At 69.7% G+C, this 17900-nt stretch carries 17 protein-coding genes; 14 read left to right on the plus strand and 3 right to left on the minus strand.

What is annotated here, in order from left to right:
• From ABD134_RS13510 to ABD134_RS13530, 5 genes are all read left to right on the plus strand, one after another.
• The coding region (locus tag ABD134_RS13510; RefSeq protein ID WP_344230262.1) for a flagellar biosynthetic protein FliO at window positions 1-312 on the plus strand (312 nt) is incomplete at its 5' end.
• Window positions 309-1151 (plus strand): flagellar type III secretion system pore protein FliP, encoded by an 843-nt coding sequence (gene fliP / locus ABD134_RS13515; RefSeq protein WP_344230264.1) that lies wholly within the window; start codon window positions 309-311, stop codon window positions 1149-1151. The genes ABD134_RS13510 and fliP, both read left to right, overlap by 4 nt.
• Window position 1152: 1 nt before the next feature.
• Window positions 1153-1425 carry a flagellar biosynthesis protein FliQ gene (fliQ, locus tag ABD134_RS13520; RefSeq protein ID WP_344230266.1) on the plus strand — a complete coding sequence of 91 codons (273 nt, stop codon included), beginning with the start codon at window positions 1153-1155 and terminating at the stop codon, window positions 1423-1425.
• 12 nt (window positions 1426-1437) lie between these two features.
• The gene (locus tag ABD134_RS13525) at window positions 1438-2199 is read left to right on the plus strand and encodes a flagellar biosynthetic protein FliR (protein WP_344230268.1); all 762 of its coding nucleotides are present in this window, start codon (window positions 1438-1440) and stop codon (window positions 2197-2199) included.
• Window positions 2200-2206: 7 nt separating this feature from the next.
• Window positions 2207-3313, plus strand: a complete 1107-nt coding sequence (locus ABD134_RS13530; RefSeq protein ID WP_344230270.1) for an EscU/YscU/HrcU family type III secretion system export apparatus switch protein — start codon at window positions 2207-2209, stop codon at window positions 3311-3313.
• A gap of 91 nt (window positions 3314-3404) precedes the next feature.
• Here ABD134_RS13530 and ABD134_RS13535 read toward each other — a convergent pair whose 3' ends face one another.
• A complete protein-coding gene (locus ABD134_RS13535; RefSeq protein ID WP_344230272.1) occupies window positions 3405-4391 on the minus strand; it encodes a hypothetical protein in 987 nt (328 codons plus the stop codon).
• A 248-nt stretch (window positions 4392-4639) separates the two neighbouring features.
• A complete protein-coding gene (locus ABD134_RS13540) occupies window positions 4640-5239 on the minus strand; it encodes a hypothetical protein (protein WP_344230274.1) in 600 nt (199 codons plus the stop codon).
• Window positions 5240-5565: 326 nt separating this feature from the next.
• Between ABD134_RS13540 and ABD134_RS13545 the strand changes: the two genes are divergently transcribed.
• The 8 genes from ABD134_RS13545 (at window position 5566) to tsaD (ending at window position 14509) form a co-directional block, all read left to right on the plus strand.
• Window positions 5566-7626 (plus strand): flagellar biosynthesis protein FlhA, encoded by a 2061-nt coding sequence (locus ABD134_RS13545; protein ID WP_344230276.1) that lies wholly within the window; start codon window positions 5566-5568, stop codon window positions 7624-7626.
• Window positions 7613-8881, plus strand: coding sequence for a hypothetical protein (locus ABD134_RS13550; protein WP_344230278.1), 1269 nt, complete (start codon window positions 7613-7615; stop codon window positions 8879-8881). The genes ABD134_RS13545 and ABD134_RS13550 overlap by 14 nt, the downstream gene beginning before the upstream one ends.
• An 88-nt stretch (window positions 8882-8969) precedes the next feature.
• Complete coding sequence (locus tag ABD134_RS13555; RefSeq protein WP_344230280.1) at window positions 8970-9455, plus strand: hypothetical protein; 486 nt, start codon at window positions 8970-8972, stop codon at window positions 9453-9455.
• A 105-nt stretch (window positions 9456-9560) separates the two neighbouring features.
• Window positions 9561-9959: a hypothetical protein gene (locus tag ABD134_RS13560; RefSeq protein ID WP_344230282.1), complete on the plus strand. Its 399-nt coding sequence runs from the start codon at window positions 9561-9563 to the stop codon at window positions 9957-9959.
• 127 nt (window positions 9960-10086) lie between these two features.
• Window positions 10087-10572 carry a hypothetical protein gene (locus tag ABD134_RS13565; RefSeq protein WP_344230284.1) on the plus strand — a complete coding sequence of 162 codons (486 nt, stop codon included), beginning with the start codon at window positions 10087-10089 and terminating at the stop codon, window positions 10570-10572.
• A gap of 13 nt (window positions 10573-10585) precedes the next feature.
• Window positions 10586-12055 carry a hypothetical protein gene (locus ABD134_RS13570; RefSeq protein WP_344230286.1) on the plus strand — a complete coding sequence of 490 codons (1470 nt, stop codon included), beginning with the start codon at window positions 10586-10588 and terminating at the stop codon, window positions 12053-12055.
• A gap of 62 nt (window positions 12056-12117) precedes the next feature.
• Window positions 12118-13335, plus strand: coding sequence for a hypothetical protein (locus ABD134_RS13575; protein WP_344230288.1), 1218 nt, complete (start codon window positions 12118-12120; stop codon window positions 13333-13335).
• Window positions 13336-13345: 10 nt separating this feature from the next.
• Window positions 13346-14509, plus strand: a complete 1164-nt coding sequence (gene tsaD / locus ABD134_RS13580) for a tRNA (adenosine(37)-N6)-threonylcarbamoyltransferase complex transferase subunit TsaD (protein WP_344230289.1) — start codon at window positions 13346-13348, stop codon at window positions 14507-14509.
• A 41-nt stretch (window positions 14510-14550) separates the two neighbouring features.
• On the opposite strand, the gene ABD134_RS13585 is transcribed toward tsaD, so the two are convergent.
• Entirely contained in the window at window positions 14551-15723 is a 1173-nt protein-coding gene (locus ABD134_RS13585; protein WP_344230291.1) for a glutamate--cysteine ligase, read from the minus strand.
• A gap of 172 nt (window positions 15724-15895) precedes the next feature.
• Here ABD134_RS13585 and ABD134_RS13590 point away from each other — a divergent pair, with 172 nt between their 5' ends.
• Window positions 15896-17818 (plus strand): glycoside hydrolase family 3 N-terminal domain-containing protein, encoded by a 1923-nt coding sequence (locus ABD134_RS13590; protein WP_344230293.1) that lies wholly within the window; start codon window positions 15896-15898, stop codon window positions 17816-17818.
• The last annotated feature ends 82 nt before the right edge of the window (window positions 17819-17900 follow it).

Raw genomic sequence — 17900 nt, forward strand, 5'->3', positions numbered from 1 at the left:
ATCTCGCGCCAGTCGGTGTCCCGGACGCAGAATCTGGTCGTCGTGGAAACCAACGGGCACCGCCACCTCGTGGCCCTCACCGACGGCGGCGCGCACACCGTCGAGACGTGGGACGCTCCCGGGCCGGAGGCCCCGTCCGTGGCGAGCGGCGTCATCGCGCGCCGCGACGCTTTCGCACGCCGCGATCCAGCGGCGCACCGCGACGCGGCCGGCGCCGGTGGGTTCGCCGCCACGCTCTCCGCGCTGACCGCCGGCACCCAGTGGTCCGGACTGGGCCGCAAGTCCTCGTCCTCCGAGGGCACCCGGCCGTGAACCACTCCGTCTCCAGGGCGCCCCGAGCGCTCCCGGTGCTGACCGGTGTGCTGCTGGCCGTCATCGGGCTCTGGCTCCTGACGGTGCTCTCCGCGGCGCCCGCCGCCGCCGACACGCTGGACCCGGCGCCGGACGGGGCCGACGGCACGGACGGTGCCGCCGGCCAGGGCTTGAACATCGAGATCAACGGACCCGACGGCGAACCCTCCTCCTCGGTGCTGACCCTGTTAGGCATCGGCGTGCTCATGGTGGCCCCGTCCCTGGTGCTGATGTGCACCTCGTTCACCAAGGTCTTCGTGGTGCTGGCCATGACCCGCAACGCGCTCGGGCTGAACACCACCCCGCCCACCCAGGTGCTCGCCGGGATCGCCCTGATCCTGACCATCTTCATCATGCAGCCGGTGATCTCCGAGGTCATCGACGTGGCCATCACCCCCTACGCGGACGGCCAGATCGTGTTCACCGAGGCCGTCGATCGGGCTCAGGTGCCGCTGCGCGAGTGGATGCTGCCGCTCACCCGCGAGGAGGACATCGCCCTGATGACCCGCTCGGCCGACCTGGAGAACCCCGCCACCCCCGCCGACACGCCGCTCGCCACCCTGGTGCCCGCGTTCGTCGTCTCCGAGCTGCGCGCCGCGTTCATCATCGGCTTCGTGATCTTCGTGCCGTTCCTCATCATCGACCTCGTGGTGTCCTCGGCACTGATGTCCATGGGCATGATGATGCTCCCGCCGGTCATGGTGTCCCTGCCGTTCAAGATCCTGCTGTTCGTCCTCGTGGACGGTTGGGGACTGATCATCAGTTCCCTCGTGGGCACGTACAACGGGGCGGGAGGCTGAGATGGACCAGAACGCCGTCGTCGACCTCGGGGTGCAGGCCTTGCTGATGGCCGCCAAGCTGGCGGCCCCCCTGCTGATCACCGCGCTCGCGGTGGGCCTGCTCATCGGCCTGCTGCAGTCCGCCACCCAGGTGCAGGAGATCACCCTGTCCTTTGTGCCCAAGGCCATCGCCGTTGCTGTGGTCCTGGCGCTGTCCGGATACTGGATGATCCAGGAGATGGTCACGTTCACACAGTGGGCCTTCGATCAGATACCGAATCTGATCAACGGTTAGCGCCGGCCCCTCATGGATGTCACCCTCGACCCGGCGTGGCTGCAGGCGTATCTGTTGGTGCTGCTGCGGACCACGCTGTTCATCGCCATCGCCCCGCCCTTCTCCAACTCCTCCTTCCCCTGGCGCATCAAAGGCCTCGTGGCCCTGGGAGTCGCCCTGCCCTTCGCCGGCCGGGTGGACGTTCCCGACGGCGGCCTGGACACCGGGGCGCTGTTGGCCGCCGGTACCGCGGAGGCGGCCACGGGGGCGGTGCTCGGCGTGCTCGTGATGGTGGCGTTCGCCGCGGTGGCCTCTGCCGGCTCCCTCATCGACCTGGCCTCCGGGTTTCAGATGGCCACCGTCTACGACCCGGGGTCAATGGTCAACGGCGCCCAGTTCACCCGGCTGTTCCAGAATGGGATGATCGCCATGATGCTGGCCTCGGGCGCCCACATTCCGCTGTTCCTCGGTCTCGGCACCTCCTTCGACGCGATCGCCCTGGGGGAGCTGCCGGACATGTCTTCGGCGTCCGCCGCTGTCGCCGCCGCCTTCACCGGGATGTTCGCCGCCGCCGCCCAGATCGCAGCGCCGCTGATCGCGGTACTGTTCCTGGCCGACGTCGGGCTCGGGTTGCTGACCCGGGTGGCGCCCACGCTGAACGCCTTCTCCCTGGGGTTCCCGCTGAAGATCCTGGTGACGCTGGCCTTCGGCGGCATGGTGTTCGCGGCGCTGCCGATGGCGCTGGACCAGTTGACCGACTCCGCCGTGGAGCTGATCCAGCAGGTGCTGCGGTGAGGGTCTCGTGAGTTCCGACACCGGTGAGCGCACTGAAGAGGCGTCCGAGCGGCAGATGCGTGAGGTGCGCAAGAAGGGCAAGCTCGGGCGTTCCACGGACGTCTCCGCGTGGGTGGTGGTGGCCGCCGTGGCGGTGATGGTCCCCATGACGATCATCGCCGCACAGGGCGCCGCCACGGATTCGTTGTTCCAGATCATGCGGGCCGCCGAATCGGGCGACCCGCAAGTGGCACTCCAAGTGCTGGCGCAGGCCGGCGGGGCGCTCGGGGCCTCGGTCCTGCCCCTCATGGCCGTGGCGATGCTGGCCGCGGTGGCTACACCGTTCCTGCAGGGGCCGGTGACGTTCCGGTCCCTGGCCCCGAAGTTCGACCACTTCAACCCGGTGTCCGCCGCCAAGAAGATTCTCGGTCCACAGGCGTGGTGGAACGCGGCGAAGGCCCTGGCGAAGTCGGCGGCCGTGGGCCTGCTCATGTACTGGGTGATCCAGGCCGTGGCCACTGGACTGATGGGGGCCGGGCTGCTGCCGTTGGAGGCCGTGACATCGGTGGTGTCCACTGCCGCGCTGCAATTGCTGTGGTTCTCCGTGCTGGCCGGCCTGGTCATGGCCGCTGCTGACGTGTTCGTTGTCGCCAAGCGGAACCGCAAGCAGACGAAGGTCACGAAGGACGAGGCCAAGCGTGAGCACAAGAGTTCCGAGGGTGACCCGCTGGTGAGGTCGCAGCGGCGCTCGCGGCAGCTGTCCATGTCCCGTAACCGCATGATCTCGGATGTCTCCAGTGCCGATGCCGTGGTGGTCAACCCCGTGCACGTGGCCGTGGCACTGCGGTACAAGGACGGCGATGCGGCTCCCGTGGTGGTGGCCGCCGGAAAGGGCGAGATGGCCGCGCGCATCCGTAAACGGGCGGCAGACGCCGAGGTCCCCTTGGTCAAGAACATCGAGCTGGCCTGGATGATGCACGATCATTGCCGGGTCGGCGCGCCCGTGCCCTCCGAGCTGTACGGAGCAGTAGCCGTGGTCATCGCCTTCACCCTGAAGCTGGATGCCAAGCTGATGCGCCGGCGACGTGGCCGCATCCACGATCTGGGGCACCTCCATCTCCCGGAGTTCAACTGAGTAGCACGAATTGGCCCTGCCGCCGCGCTCTGGCGCCAATTCGTGCGACCTGGTTGGAGCGATCCTGCTGGAAGGACGCTGGTGGTGGAGGTTAGGTCCCGGCGGTGAAGGGCATCCACGAGGTCTGCCGCTGCTGGCGCTCGAGGGCTGTGGTCAGCCGGAAGCGGAAGGCGTGCCACCCCTGACGGGTGAAGACCTCGGAGTCGACGCGGATGGGTTCCCAGCCACGCGCCCGGATCTGCTCATCCCGATTCAGGTCCGATCTGTACTGCTTCTCGAGCGTGAAGTGGTGCTTGCCCTCGTACTGAAGACTGATCCGCCACGTCAGCAGGGCCAAATCGATATCGCACTCCCAGCCGTCGGCGAAACGGATCCGGGGGTTGACTGTCGGCTCATCGCAGCCGTCCGCAACCATCTTCAACCGGAGCCGTGACTCCGGCTCGGAGTCGACTCGTGCACGGAGCAGGTCCACAGCCAGGCGCAGCTTCTTGATGCCCGGTGAACCCTTGCGTCGGCTCAAGACATCGAGGATGGAGTCCTTGGTGGCGAGGGGATGGGTACCGATGAACTTCCCGGGCCGGGGGAATCCGTCCTTGCGCTGCAGGAGGGCGTCGCCGGCCGCGACCAGTTCGTTGACGGTCAGCCGCTGGGAGGCCAGATCGACCCAGGTCCATTCCGGCGAGGTGATGCTATAGCCGTCGACAACCCTCACGTCTCGGACACCGGGGCGGATGAAATGGCCCACGGCTCCCTGGTACCGAGGGATCCCGGCCCGGCACCGGACGCGGGACAGGTGGATCTGCGTGGCCTGCATCCTCGACGGCAACCACATCCCCCAGGTCTCGGCGGCGGTCTGGTGACTGATCACGAGGGACCGGTCCTGCCGGGAGAGTGTCCGCGCCAGTTCTGAATTGCTGACGGGGGACGCGGCCCGTTCCAGGGGCGGGGGAGGGATGCGCAGCCGGTGAAACGGAATCTCCAATCCGGAGCGGTAGAGACGGTGGCGCGATAGCCCGAGCCTGCGGCCTTCGTCCAGGGTGAAGATCTCGGGGTCATATTGCGCATCGGAGGGACTCATGTCCCCATTGACTGACACCGTGATCGACCGCAGGGGTCGGCACCGGCCCCACCGTGGACAATTCCGCGACCGCGGTCGCTTGTGCAGTGAGGGGCGGGGCGTGCCGTGAGGGGCCGGGCGCGGCGTTTTCCAGACCCCGACCCGGGACTTGAGTCCGTCAGCGCCACAACTGAGTAGCACGAATTGGCCCTGCCTCCGCGCTCCGGGGCCAATTCGTGCGACTCAGATGCACGGGGTGGTCTGGGTGGTCAGGGACGGTGGCCGTCGATGAGCCGTTCGGCGGCGGCGTACTGGTCCGGGGTGCACTCGCCGCCGTAGCCGACGCTGTAGTCCCTGCCGTCCACGCTGCCGGAGCGCACGGCCCCCATCAGGTCGGCCAGGCAATCCGCCATGTGCTCGGTGCCGGAGGACGTGCCGTCCGGATACAGCCGGGCCATGTCCGACTCGAGGGCCGCGGCATCGTAGTCGTAGGCACGGTACTGAAGGATGTGCGCGCACTCGTGCAGGGCCACCGCCCGGGTGCCGGCATGGTCCGTGGGCCACTGCAGCCCGATCGTGATGTACACGCTCGGGTCCCCACTGCGGCCAAACAGCGGATGCCGGTCCTCGGTGTAGCCCGCCTGGCCGCCGGAACCCTCGTAGACGCTGGTCGGCACGTCGGTGCACCACGGGGCCATCAGCTGCCGGACCCGGACGGTGACCGTAGAGTCCTCCACCACGTTCGAGACCGCGCTCCGGCCCGTCTCGACCGCGTGATCCGCGGCCACCGGCGGTGAGGCGAACCCGGGGAACAGCACCACACCCAGCGCCATCAGGGACGGCACCAGCCACCGAACCGTCGTCGCCATGGATGTCCTCCTTGCCTACTGCCTGCTGGCGGGGGCCGTCGTGTCCGCGGAGCCGCTGGCTTCTGCTCGGGTTATCGGCACGTCGGCACCGTGATTTTCCGTCTCGAGCACTGCGGGCCCGGTGATCCGCCCCGCTGACGGCCGGGGCGCGACGCCGGCACGTCACCGACCGCGTGAAACCGGACGCCCGTGGTCCGGCACCGGGCATAGGGGCTCGCGAGGGAATCTCTGGACCCGCACCACTGCAGGCATGCACGCGTGCGCGCACGCCCGCACCACCGCATCTACGCATGCAGACACCCCCGCACCGAAGGAAGGCAGCCTCCGTGACACTGGCGAAGCTCAAGCCGCTGGCCATGCCCATCGGCTTCGTGTTGATCGTGCTGCTGCTGATCGTCCCGGTTCCGGCACCCATGCTGGACGTCCTGATCGTCGTCTCCATCTCACTGTCGCTGGTGATCCTGCTGAACACGATGTTCGTCAGGAAGCCCCTGGACTTCTCGATCTTCCCCTCACTGCTGCTGGCCGCCACCATGCTGCGGCTGGGCATCAACGTGGCCTCCACCCGGCTGGTGCTGGGGGAGGCCCACGCCGGGCAGGTGATCGATGCCTTCGGACAGGTGGCCGTGGGCGGCAACATGGTCATCGGATTCGTGGTGTTCCTGATCCTCGTGATCATCCAGTTCGTGGTGATCACCAAGGGCGCCGAACGCGTCTCCGAGGTCGGAGCCCGCTTCACCCTGGACGCCATGCCCGGCAAACAGATGGCCATCGACGCGGACCTCGCAGCCGGCCTCATCACCGAGGACCAGGCCCGCACGCGCCGGGGCGAAATCACCGCCGAGGCAGACTTCTATGGCGCCATGGACGGTGCCTCGAAGTTCGTCAAGGGCGATGCCATCGCGGGCATCATCATCCTGGTCATCAACCTCGTCGGCGGCGTGGTGGTCGGCATGATGATGCACGGCATGGGTGCCGTGGAGGCGCTGGAGACCTACGCGCTGCTGTCCATCGGCGACGGCCTGATCACCATCATCCCGTCCGTGCTGATGGCCACCGCCACCGGCATGATCGTCACCCGTTCCACGGCTGACGAGGACCTGGGCACCGCCACCACCAAACAGCTCTCCCAGTTCTCCACGCCGCTCGTGGTGGCCGGCGTGGCCGCGATCGCCATGGGCCTGATTCCCGGGATGCCACTGTTCACGTTCCTGCTTCTCGGGGTAGCGCTCGTCCTGACGGGCCGTGCTGCCGGCAAGGCGCGTGCCAAGGAGGCGGAGGAAGCCGAGGGCACCAAGGCCGCCGAGGACGCCGCCCGTCAACCGGTCAAAGACCCGGGACAGGACCTGATCCAACGCATGCGGACCTCCCCGGTGGAGGTGCACCTCGCCACGGACATCGTGGACCTGGCCAACGGATCGCCGGATGACCTGGTGGCCCGCATCCGCGGCGTGCGCGAACAGATGGCCCTGTCCCTGGGGGTCGTCATCCCGCAGGTCCGCACCCGGGACAACGTGGAGCTGCCCGCGGGCGCCTACCGCATCCTCATCGCCGGCACCACCGCCGCCGAGGGGCAGGCCCCCGCCCGCCGGCTGCTCGCCCTCGGCGGCGACCTGGTCGCCCTGCCCGGCGCGCCGACCCGCGAGGCGGTCTTCGGCCTGGACGGCAAGTGGATCCCCGAGGAGATGCGCACCATCGCCGAGATGGCCGGTTCCGCCGTGTTCGACCGCACCACCGTGGTCACCACACAACTGGCCTCGGTGCTGGAGCGCCACGCCGCCCGGCTGCTGTCCCGCGCGGACGTCCAGACCATGCTGGATGCCGTCGCCGCGGACTCGCCGGAGACCGTGGAGGACGTGGTGCCCGGGCTGGTGCCCGCCTCGACCGTCCACCAGGTGCTGCAGGGCCTGCTCGCCGAAGGCGTGCCCATCAATGACCTGCCCCGCATCCTCGAGACGATCGCCCAGCGTGCCGGCACCTCCAAACTGATCGAGCATCTGGTCGAGGGCTGCCGCCTTGCCCTCGCCCCGGTCATCGCCGAACGCGCCAGCGTGGACGGCGTGCTGACGGCGATCACCCTCGACCCGGTGTTCGAGCAAGGGCTGCTCGAGGGCCTGCGCACCGGCCCGGACGGCTCGTCCATCACCGGTTCCCTCGAGGTCTTCAACCGGCTCGCGGACGGTGTGCGCACCGCCGTGGCCGCCCGTGTGGCCGAGGGTGAGCAGCCCGTGCTCGTGTGCGGAGAGTCCCTCCGCGCCGACCTGGCCCGCAAGCTCGACTCCTGGTCCGTGGAGGTGGCCGTGCTGTCCTACACCGAGGCCTCCTCCCAGCCCAGCCTCCAGGTGAGGACGGCCGCGACAGTGGGTGGCGAGCGTGCGCTGGCGTAAGTCCGTCTTCGCCGACACCCTCGAGGAGCTCGAGCACGAGGCCGAACTGCACTTCAGGCCCGGCACCACCTACTCCATCTTCAGCATCCGCGAGGAGGGCGGCGCCGAGGACCGTGTCAGCTACCGCGCGGACGCCCACCCGCCGCAGGAACCCGGCCAGCACCGGACACGGTCCCGTGGGTCGTCCTCCCCGAAGGACGGGCGCACGCGGGTCGGCCGCAACGTCGGGCACGACGGCGGCCCGGAGGCCCCGCAGGATGCCGGCCAGATGCCGGGAGGCAGCGCCGCCCGGCCGAGTATCGGCGGCGACGGTGCGGCCCCCGGTTCGATCTCCGGGCGCCTCGCCGCACTGGGGGCCGGTCCCCGGGGCGTCTCGGCGGGCGACCGGGTGAGTGATGCTCGGAGTGCTCCTCCGAGAGGTCCCGACGCCGGCCAGCCCGGTCTCGAGCGCACGCGCAGCGGCTCCGTGGGTGCAGTCAATCCGGACACCGTCCAGGAGATCCCCGGCTGGGGCCCCGGACGGATCCCGACGACGGCCCTGCAGGGCGGTCCCGGACTGAACACGGCCTACGGCCTGCTCATGGACGGCGTCGCTGCCGGAGCCAACCCGAGCACCGAACCCGACACCGGAGCGAGCACCGGAGCGAGCACTGATCCGAGTACTGATCCGAGCACCCCCACGAGCATCGGGGCGGGCGCCGGATCCGGACACCGTCCTGCCGCCGTCGTCCCGGTGTTCTCCACCGAAGACCCGCACTTGCACGAGATGCTGGACCACGCGGCCGCGCCGCCGGACCTCCCGGACACCCTGCACGGCCTCCCGCACGCCGATCCGCCCGGCAGCTCCTCCACGCCGCGCCGCTTCCGGCTCGTGTTCGCGGGCCTGCTCGACGACGCCGTGGAGGCGGCCGAGCGGACCGGCCACCACACGTGGTCGGCGGCCGGCGTCCTCAATGGAGGACGGGCCGGGGCACCCGTGGTCTGCTACGGGCTCGGCGACGGCTCCGACGCGGCGCATCTGGCCGAGGGACTGCTCCGGTACGCGCCGATGCACCTGGTGCTGGCGATCGACTCCTCGCGCAAGCATGCCGATACCCAGGTCTGGGTGCGGCAGGTGGCGAAGGTGACCGAGCCGGCGTCGGTGGTGGCGGTGCCGCGCACCGTGACGGGCACCCCGGGAACCGTGCGGGACCTGGGGTACCGTCTGTACACCCCGTCTGAGTTCGCCGAGTTCGCCGAGCACCCGCACCGGTGACGGGGCACAACCGACGCCCGGGCCCGGTTTTCTGCGCATGTCAGAGGGTATGAACCGCACTCGGACCGAGTATCCCCAGGAGCCCACGGTGCACGACCTTCCCGCCCGCGATGACCTCCCGGACGGCACCACGGAGACGTGGCAGGACATTGCCGGTCAGTACCGTGCGGACCACCGCGGCCCGCATTCCGTGGTGGACGCCGTGGACGAGATCCTGCTGGAGCTGGCCGAGGCCCTCTCCGACCGGTCCGCCCGAGAGTCCAGTGCCGGCGAACTCGCCCTGTCCCGCCGGACCCAACGCTACCGGCGCCGCGTCCACGAGCTGTATTCGCTTGCCGAGACCGTGGCCCAGGCGCAGATGGCGGCCTCCGTTCTCGAACTCGGGGCGCCGGCGTGGCTGTATGAACGGGAGGATGGGCGAGCCTGGCACCGCGAGATCGTCGCGCTGAACGACTATGCCTCCTGGGCCGTGAACCGCTCTGGCCGCGCCGTCCGGGACGGTCGCGCGGACGGTTTCGATGGTGTGGCAGATGGGTCGACCGCCGAGGACGGGGACACAGCCGGCCCCGGGTGACTCATCGACCACGTTACATATCAGCAAGTACCAGCAGTTCTGGAAACCGTCAAGGGGTAGGCCTGCCCATCGCCGGGTGAGGTCATGCTGCCTAGCGTGGACAGCATGTGGAATTCTGCCGAGAGCCCCTTGGGGGGCGTGACCGTCCTGGATGGCACCCCGGCCGAGTCGACCACCCTCACCGGCTCTGTCTCCGGTCTGGTGCAGGTCCCCGCCGGCGTGACCGTGGACGTGACCGGCGTGCTCGAGAACGCGGTCGTCGCCGGCGCCGGCGCCGTGCGCGTCAGCGGCCTGATCGCCGAGGTGCTCCACGCCGGTGACACCCAGATCCTCGCCAGCGTCGGCTCCGTGCTGGCCCCGGCCGAGGCGGACGGCGACTGGCGCGTGCTCACACCCGGCGGCACCTGGTCCGCGTCCCCCGAGATGGTCTTCCCGACGCCGGCCGCGGACTCCTCCGGTCGCCTCACCGACGATCTGGCCTGGTACCCGGTCCCGCGCCACTGAGATGCGGCGTGCATGGGGAGAGGTCCCCATCGACCCCGTACCGGGGGCTCGATAGCCTGAATCTCAACCAGTGGAGAGCGGGGCATCGGACACCGGACCCTGCACCCAGACCCAAGGATGGATCGGCATGGTCTCGTACAACATCGTCACCGATGAGTGCCAACGTGTGCTCAACCTCGTCTCAGAGGAACTCTTCGCCCTGCGCACCGACTACAAGTACGTCGATGACGACATCAAAGAACTCCGGGAGTACGTTTGCGGCAGGACAGAACGCGTAGACCAGACGGCCAGCCAGGCCGGCCTCGATGAGGCGTTGACAGCGTTCTATGACGAGGTGGACCCGTTTTTCGAAAGCCTCGCCGGTGAACTCGGTCAGGTGTATCTGGCGATGCAGGATGTCTTGAACTACTTCGTCTCCGGAGACGCCGAGATGGATCACAACGCCGGCATGGGCCACCATGAGTTCCCCTACGAGTTGACGACGACGGGGGCGGGGGATCCGCCGCCCGCCTATGACACCAGGCAGATGTGGGAGGACAACCCCCACGCGATCCCGCTGAGCACCACTCCGAACAACCACTTCAGCACGTCCCTCGTCAACCACGCCTCCTGAAGGGACGTTCCCTATGGCCACCGTGAACTCTGTCAGCAACGTCGATTTCCGCGGCGATGGCACGTCAACGCAGATGTACTCCGGCAGTGCCCCGGCCATGCCGGTCTTGCCGAATACCGCCACCGCGATGGAGATAGCCTCCCGCATCAACGAGAACATGCGCAAGACGTTCGACCGCTTGATGTCCGCGGTGGACACGTGGTCTCAGTTGCGGCACTGCTATGAGGGACCGGAGCAGGAGACCGTGTACGCCGCCTTCAATGACCGATTGGAGCGCATCTCCGCCCTCAAGCTGGCCGGCGAGGCCCTCTTCGACGCCTACGCCATGTACGACGCCTCCCTGTCGTCGGACATCGTCGGCCGGCGCAACTCCTACACCGAGTGGGCCCCGGGCCACGTCAGCGAGTGTGCTGCGTACGAGCCATACATCGGCCAATGGTGCCGGAACCAGTACGGCACCGCGCATGGCCTCTGGCTCGCGATGGGGACCGAGGACGACGAGAAGATGGCCGTTCTCGAAGAGATGAACCGGCTGAAGGAAGCCAGGACCGCCCGGAAGTTCGAGGTCGAGCAGATCGTCTTCGACTTCAACGGCTACCGGGACGACCTCGCGCGGAGCCTCGAAGACGTGGACATGGAGGACCTGTCCGAGATCCGGTTCGAGACCCGCAACGAGGCCACCACCACGGTGGAGTCACAGGAGGACGTCAAGTCCCTGATGCGGGAGTCGGCGGCGTTCGAGAGCCTGGGCCTGGAGGACGCGGAGATCGAACAGATCGCTGCTGAGGTCTGGGCGGACCGCGGGTCCTTCCAGATCGGTCAGTTCACCGATGACCAGGGACGCCACTGGGTGATGACCGCCGAGGGCACCATGGTCCGGGCCGGTTCGGCCATGGACCCGCGGCTCAATGCCACCGTCATGAGGACCATCGCCGAAGACCCGATCCTCGGACGGAAGGAGATTGAGTATCCGGGGATGGACGGCCGGGACTCCATGACCGTGGAGGCGCTCGTCTTCGGCCTGAATAAGGGCAACGAGGCCTTCACCGAGTGGGGAGTCGCGCAGTTCACCGGCGAGAACGCCAACATCCTGGGGATGAAGGTGAACTCCGGGATCATCGGTGCCGGCCTCTCCGTCCTCTCGATCGGTGCCACGGCGGGGGACTACAAGAACTCCCAGGCGATGCTGTATCCGTTGATGTCCTCGACCGACCTCGATGAGCGTCATGGACGCGCCGTGGTGGTCGAGGGGGCCAGGACCGCGGGAACCGTGGTCCTGGGATCCGGAATGATGTTCGTGGCGGCGGCCGCAGGAGCCCCGACCGGGGGCGTCGGGGGTTTCATCGTCGCCGCAGTGGTCGACGACGTCACGGGGCGGGTCGTCGGCTGGATCGTGGACACGGTGAATGAGGGCCAGATCAGCGCCACCCAGGACGACATCAATGCGATGTCCGACGACGAGCTGGAACGGGCCGACCAGTGACGGCCCTCGGTGCGCGTCGGCCGCCGGGGACGGCGATCGAGGGCTCAGTGGACGGCCATCCCGTGTCCGTCCTCCCCGTCCCGGCTACGGCAGCAGGTCATCTGGACTGGGTCGCCCTGGCCGCATCACTGCCGTCGCCGCCCGCGGACGGCCCGCGGTTGCCGGTGCCGGACGGCTGGGTGCAGATCCCCCTGGCCGGTGCCGAGCAGACGCTCTTCCTGGCCGAAGGGGCCCGGTACGAGGGGATCATGCCCCAGGTGTCGCTCCGCCACGTTCGGTCCACGGCCCTGGGGGACCTCTTGACCGGCGATGTGGCCGCGAGGTGGCTGCCGCTCGGTATCGAACCGTGGACGGCGGGGGCGTGGCGGGGCGTACACGTCTCGTGGAGCCTGTCCAGATACGCCTCCACCGTCATCCGGCGTCAATGGATGCTGGACGACCGTCAGGGGGGCCTGTGGGAGGTCGTCGCCGAGACCAACGCGTACCTGTCCCACCACCTCTCCGCGGTGCTGGACGGCATGGTCGCCGGGATCCTCCCGGCCCCGGCGGCTGAGAGTGGCCTCACGGCCGACCTCGCATGGTCCGTTGCCGCCGCGGAGGAGGCCCGTGGGCGCCTGCCGGCACCTGCCGCCGATGGCCTGGTGCAGGCCTCCGCGCACCGTGGCGAGGACCGGGACCGTATCGTCTCCGGCTTCGGTGCCGACGAGCCGGCCTGGATCATCGAGGCGGGCCGAGACCATGCCGCCACCGTCCGCCCCAGGCTCATCGGCCGGGTGTGGACCCACGGTGCCGAGGCCCTGGTCGAGTCTTCCGCCGCCGGCCCGGAGACTGCCGGCCCGGAAACCGTCGGCCTGGGCCGTTACACGCGGGACGACGCCGCGGACATGATGCTGCGCCTGGTCGGGCACCGCCCCGAAGGTCCGGCGGACGTCCCGGCCCGTCTCCTACCGGCCGAGGAGTTCTCCGCCCGGCTGCACGATCCGACGATTCCGCTGCCCACGGAGGTGCCCTCGAACGCCGAGATCAGCCAAGCCATGGACCCGCAGGACATCTACCGGTGGTGGACCGCGGACTGGTCCTGGTGGTCGGTGCGCCGGAATCAGGACGGCCTGCGCGTGCTGACCGTCGAGGGATTCGGCCACTACCTCTGGGACGGTGCCGGCGGCGTCCCGGGAGCCGACGGCAGCATGGTGCGAGTGCGCCCCGTCGACGGTCTGACCCTGTTCGGGGCGCTGACCGCGCTCGTGGGCCCGGCGGGGGCGAGTTCAGACGCGTCGTAGACTGGAAGGCATGCCTGCCTCCCCCCTCGTCCTCGGCATCGAGACCTCCTGTGACGAGACCGGATTCGGCATCGTGCGCGGGACCGAGTTGCTGGCCAACGCGGTGGCCTCCTCGATGGAGGAGCACGTCCGCTTCGGTGGGGTCATCCCCGAGATCGCGGCCCGGGCCCACCTCGAGGAGTTCATCCCCACCTTGCAGCAGGCCCTGGACACCGCGGGCGTCACCCTGGAGGACATCGACGCTATCGCCGTGACCTCCGGCCCGGGACTCGCCGGGGCCCTCATGGTCGGGGTGGCCGGGGCGAAGGCCCTCGCGCTCGCCGCGGACAAGCCGCTCTTTGGCATCAACCACCTGGTGGCCCACGTCGGGGTCGGCCTGCTGGACGGGGTGGCCGAGGGCGGAACCAAGCCGGCCGCCGTCGTGCTCGGGGACGGGAGCTCGGGCGGGCAAGAGTCCGCGGGCCACCGCAACGCGCCGCTGCCCGAGAACCTCGGGGCCTTGCTGGTCTCCGGCGGGCACACCGAGATCCTGCAGGTCAACCGCCTCACCACGGACGTCACGCTGCTCGGCTCCACGATCGACGACGCCGCCGGCGAGGCTTACGACAAGGTGGCCCGGCTCCTGGGCGCCGGCTACCCGGGCGGGCCCGTGATCGACCGGCTGGCGCACCAGGGCGATCCGATGTCCTTCCGCTTCCCGCGGGGACTGAGCGCGCCGAAGTTCGTCGGCAGCGCGGAAGAGCCCGGGAAGCACCGGCACAACTGGTCCTTCTCCGGCCTGAAGACCGCCGTGGCCCGGTGCGTCGAGCAGTTCGAGGCCGCCGGGGTGCCGGAGGACCAGATTCCGACGGCGGACATCGCCGCGTCCTTCCAGGAGGCGGTCGCGGACGTGATCACCGCCAAAGCCGTCCGCGCCTGTACGGAGCACGGCATCACCCACCTGTTGCTCGGCGGGGGAGTGGCCGCCAACTCCCGGCTGCGCTCCCTGCTGGCCGAGCGGTGCGAGGCCGCCGGGATCGGGCTGACGGTGCCGCCCGTGCGGCTGTGCACGGACAACGGGGCCATGGTTGCCGCGCTCGGCGCCCAACTGGTGGCGGACGGGGTGGCCCCTTCCGGCCTGGACTTCGCCGCAGACCCCGGCCAGCCGGTGGAGAGCATCTCGCTGCCGGCCTGACCCGTCGGCCGTGCTGGTGCTCGGAGCTTCTCCGCCCCGCCTCAGCCCCCGATCGACACCCGGGTCCGGGCCACCGCGTCCTGGACGACCGCGCGGAGGGGAGCGCCGGCGTCGTGCCCGGGTGCTGACGCCACGGCCGCGGCCACCCGCCGCTGGTGCGCCGCCGAGCCGCCGCCGGTGAGGATGTCCTCCACCCCGGCCAGCTCGGCCGAGCAGCCGAGGCGCTCGGCCACCGGTGCCAACCGGGTCAGCTCGGCGCGCAGGTGCTCGGAGACGAGCGTCTCCTCGCCGGCCGAGTCGAGGATGATGATGGCGTCCTGGCCGTAGCGGGCGGCCCTCCACTTGTTCTCCTGCACGTGCCACGGCGGCATGGTCGGGATGGTGCCGCCGGCCTCCAGGGTGTCGGAGAAATCCTGCACCAGGCACTGGGTCAGGGCCGCGATCGAACCCATCTCCTCGAGGGTGGCCACGCCGTCACACACCCGCATCTCCACGGTTCCCAGCCGCGGCACGGCGCGTACGTCCCAGCGGCACTCGGTGACGTCATCGATCACGCCGGTCTTGGTCAGATCCGCCACGCACTGCTCGAAGCCGGACCACTCCCGGAACTGGAACGGCAGCCCGGCGGTGGGCAGCTGTTGGAACATCAGGGTCCGCTGGGACTGATACCCGGTGTCCACGCCCGCCCAGAAGGGGCTCGAGGCGGACAGCGCCAAGAAGTGCGGCACGTAGTTCACGAGCCCGTCCACCACGGGCATGGCCTTGCGCACGTCGTCCAGGCCCACATGTACGTGCACCCCGTAGATCAGCATCTGCCGGCCCCACCACTGGGTCCGGTCGATCATCTTGCCGTAGCGGTCCGCCGGGGTGACCTGCTCCAGGGTCGGCTCCGCGAACGGGTGCGACCCCTGGCAGTACAGCTCCACGCCCATGGGATCGGTGACGTGACGAACGGCCCGGGCGGAGTCACGCAGCTGACCGATCCCCTCCGCCACCGAGTGGCACACATCCGTGACGAGCTCCACCGTGTTCAGCAGCAGCTCGGGTTTGACGTGCGGGTGCTCCTGCCCGAGGTGCAGCTCCGCCTGGTCCGCGACGCCGGCCAGCACCTGGTCCGCGACCGGCTTCAGCGTGCCGTCGGTCGCGTCCACCAGTGCCAGCTCCCACTCGAGGCCCAGGGTGGACTGTTCGGACCGCGCGAAGGGAAGGTTCATGGGCTCATCCTAGAACTCCCGACCCGATGCTCCGTGCGATGGCACCTTTGGGGCTGATGGGAGTCCATCGGCCCCACAGAAGCCACCACACGGGAGAGGGGGAGTCATGGGAGGTGAAGTGAGGGGTGGGTGGCGTGGCGGAGGCGGCGACTGCGGTCCCTACGATGGTCAGGTGAAGACCTCCTCCCGCCTGCGCCCGTCCGCCACTGCCCCCACGGCTGTCCTGACCGCTGTTCTGGCAGCCGCCCTGGCACTCACCTCCTGCACCACACCCTCCGGGCCGGACGGCAGCGGAGAGGCCCCGACGCCGGCCCCCGGCTCCGGCACAGACGGTACCGGGGGTGCCGGTGGAACAGGCGAACCCGAACTGAACGACCTGGAGCTGGCCTTGAACGGCCCCTCGCCGGAGCTGGAGGAGGCCGCGGCTGACGCCGTCGCCGGAATGGACACCGCCGAGAAGGCCGGGCAGGTCCTGGTCGGCCAGCTCGGGGCGGCGGGGACCGATCCGGCCTCGATCGAGGAACTGAACCTGGGCGGGGTCATCGTCATGGGGGACGCCGTCCCGGTGGCTGCGGACGGAACCCATGACGTGGAGGCCCTGGCGGCCCGCCTGGAGGAGACGCAGGCGGCCCTGTCCGCGGGGCGGGACTGGTCCGGGATGGTCTCCGTTGACCAGGAGGGCGGACTCGTGGCGCGGATCAAGGAGCCGCTTGTGGAGTGGCCCACGCCGATGAGCTACGGCGCCGCGGCCACCGGGATGGCGGGTGCCGATGGCGTGGGCGCGGACGGTGGCGCCGCAGGTCAACTCGCCACCGACGGTCACGCCCTGATGGGCGCCCAGCTGGCGGAGCTGGGTTTCACCCTGGACTTCGCGCCCAGTGTGGACGTGACGATCGGCGCGGACGATCCGGCCATCGGCGCCCGCTCGTTCTCCTCCGATCCGGAGACCGTGTCCGTCCTTGGTGCCGCGGCCACTGCGGGGTTGCTGCACGCCGGTGTGCTGCCCGCCCCGAAGCACTTCCCAGGCCACGGGTCCGTCACGGATGACTCCCACGTGACCGCCCCCGTGCAGGACGCCTCAGTGGCGGACCTGGAGGACCGTGACTGGCGGCCGTTCCATGAGCTGCTGGTCAGCGGGGGACAGTACACCCCGATGGTGATGATGGGGCACGTCGTCGTGCCCGAGCTGGAGCCGGATGTGCCGTCCTCGGTGTCCGCTACCGCCTATGAGGCGCTGCGTGGACTCGCGGTACCCGGTCCTGCCTCGGACGGTGCAGCGAACGGCGCGGCGGGTGGTGCGGCGGACGGCACCCGATCGGTGGACGACGGCCCGTATGACGGCGTGGTGGTGACTGACGCGCTGAACATGGGCGCCCTCGTGGAGCGCTACGGCGCGAACGAGGGCCCGGTCCGGGCGCTGGCGGCGGGTGCCGACCTGTTGCTGATGCCCTCCGATCTGCCGGGCGCCCGGGACGCCCTGGTTGAGGCGGTGGACGCGGGCGGGGTCCCGGCCGAGCGCCTGGACGAGGCCGCCGAGCGGGTGGTGACCATGCTGATGTGGCGGGACCACCTGGCCCAAGAGCTCGAGGAGGCGACGGACGAGGAGAGGGAGCAGGCCGGCGTCGGAACAGAAGACGGAACAGAAGACGGGACGGAAGACGGGGCCGGAGACCGGACAGAGGCCGAGTCGGAGCAGGTCTCCCGAGACCTGTCCGCGGCGGCCATCACCGTGGTGGACGGCGTCTGCGGCGCACCACTGGTGGATGACTCCCTGCAGATCACCGGCGGCAACGAGACCGACCGTGCCCGGCTGGCCGAGGCCGCTGGGGCCGCCGGGCTCACGGTGGGCGCCGGCCCCGTGGTGGCCCTCATCGGCAGCGCCCGCGGGTCCGGGCAGGGGGACGTGGTCGTCGCCCTGGACGCGCCGTTCGGTTTGGCCCGGTCCTCGGTGTCCGACGCCGGCGCGAAGGTCGCGCTGTATGGCCGCACTCCCGGGGCCTTCGAGGCCCTGGTGGCCGTCCTGACCGGCGAGGCGGAGGCGCCCGGGGCGTTGCCCGTTGACGTGGGCAACTGGTCCGCCGGGACCGGCTGCTGAGTGAGATCTGCGTCACTTTCCGACATGTAGCCGCAATAACCGACGAAGTGCGTGACCTAATCGACTAAGGTAAGGCTTACCA

It is taken from the genome of Citricoccus alkalitolerans, assembly GCF_039528175.1.
Taxonomy (GTDB): domain Bacteria; phylum Actinomycetota; class Actinomycetes; order Actinomycetales; family Micrococcaceae; genus Citricoccus; species Citricoccus alkalitolerans.

Coding starts and splice junctions, on each gene's coding strand:
- ABD134_RS13560 (WP_344230282.1), top strand. CDS start 9,561: ATGTGGAATTCTGCCGAGAGCCCCTTGGGGGGCGTGACCGTCCTGGAT.
- ABD134_RS13565 (WP_344230284.1), top strand. CDS start 10,087: ATGGTCTCGTACAACATCGTCACCGATGAGTGCCAACGTGTGCTCAAC.
- ABD134_RS13585 (WP_344230291.1), bottom strand. CDS start 15,723: ATGAACCTTCCCTTCGCGCGGTCCGAACAGTCCACCCTGGGCCTCGAG.
- ABD134_RS13570 (WP_344230286.1), top strand. CDS start 10,586: ATGGCCACCGTGAACTCTGTCAGCAACGTCGATTTCCGCGGCGATGGC.
- ABD134_RS13540 (WP_344230274.1), bottom strand. CDS start 5,239: ATGGCGACGACGGTTCGGTGGCTGGTGCCGTCCCTGATGGCGCTGGGT.
- fliQ (WP_344230266.1), top strand. CDS start 1,153: ATGGACCAGAACGCCGTCGTCGACCTCGGGGTGCAGGCCTTGCTGATG.
- ABD134_RS13535 (WP_344230272.1), bottom strand. CDS start 4,391: ATGAGTCCCTCCGATGCGCAATATGACCCCGAGATCTTCACCCTGGAC.
- ABD134_RS13525 (WP_344230268.1), top strand. CDS start 1,438: ATGGATGTCACCCTCGACCCGGCGTGGCTGCAGGCGTATCTGTTGGTG.
- tsaD (WP_344230289.1), top strand. CDS start 13,346: ATGCCTGCCTCCCCCCTCGTCCTCGGCATCGAGACCTCCTGTGACGAG.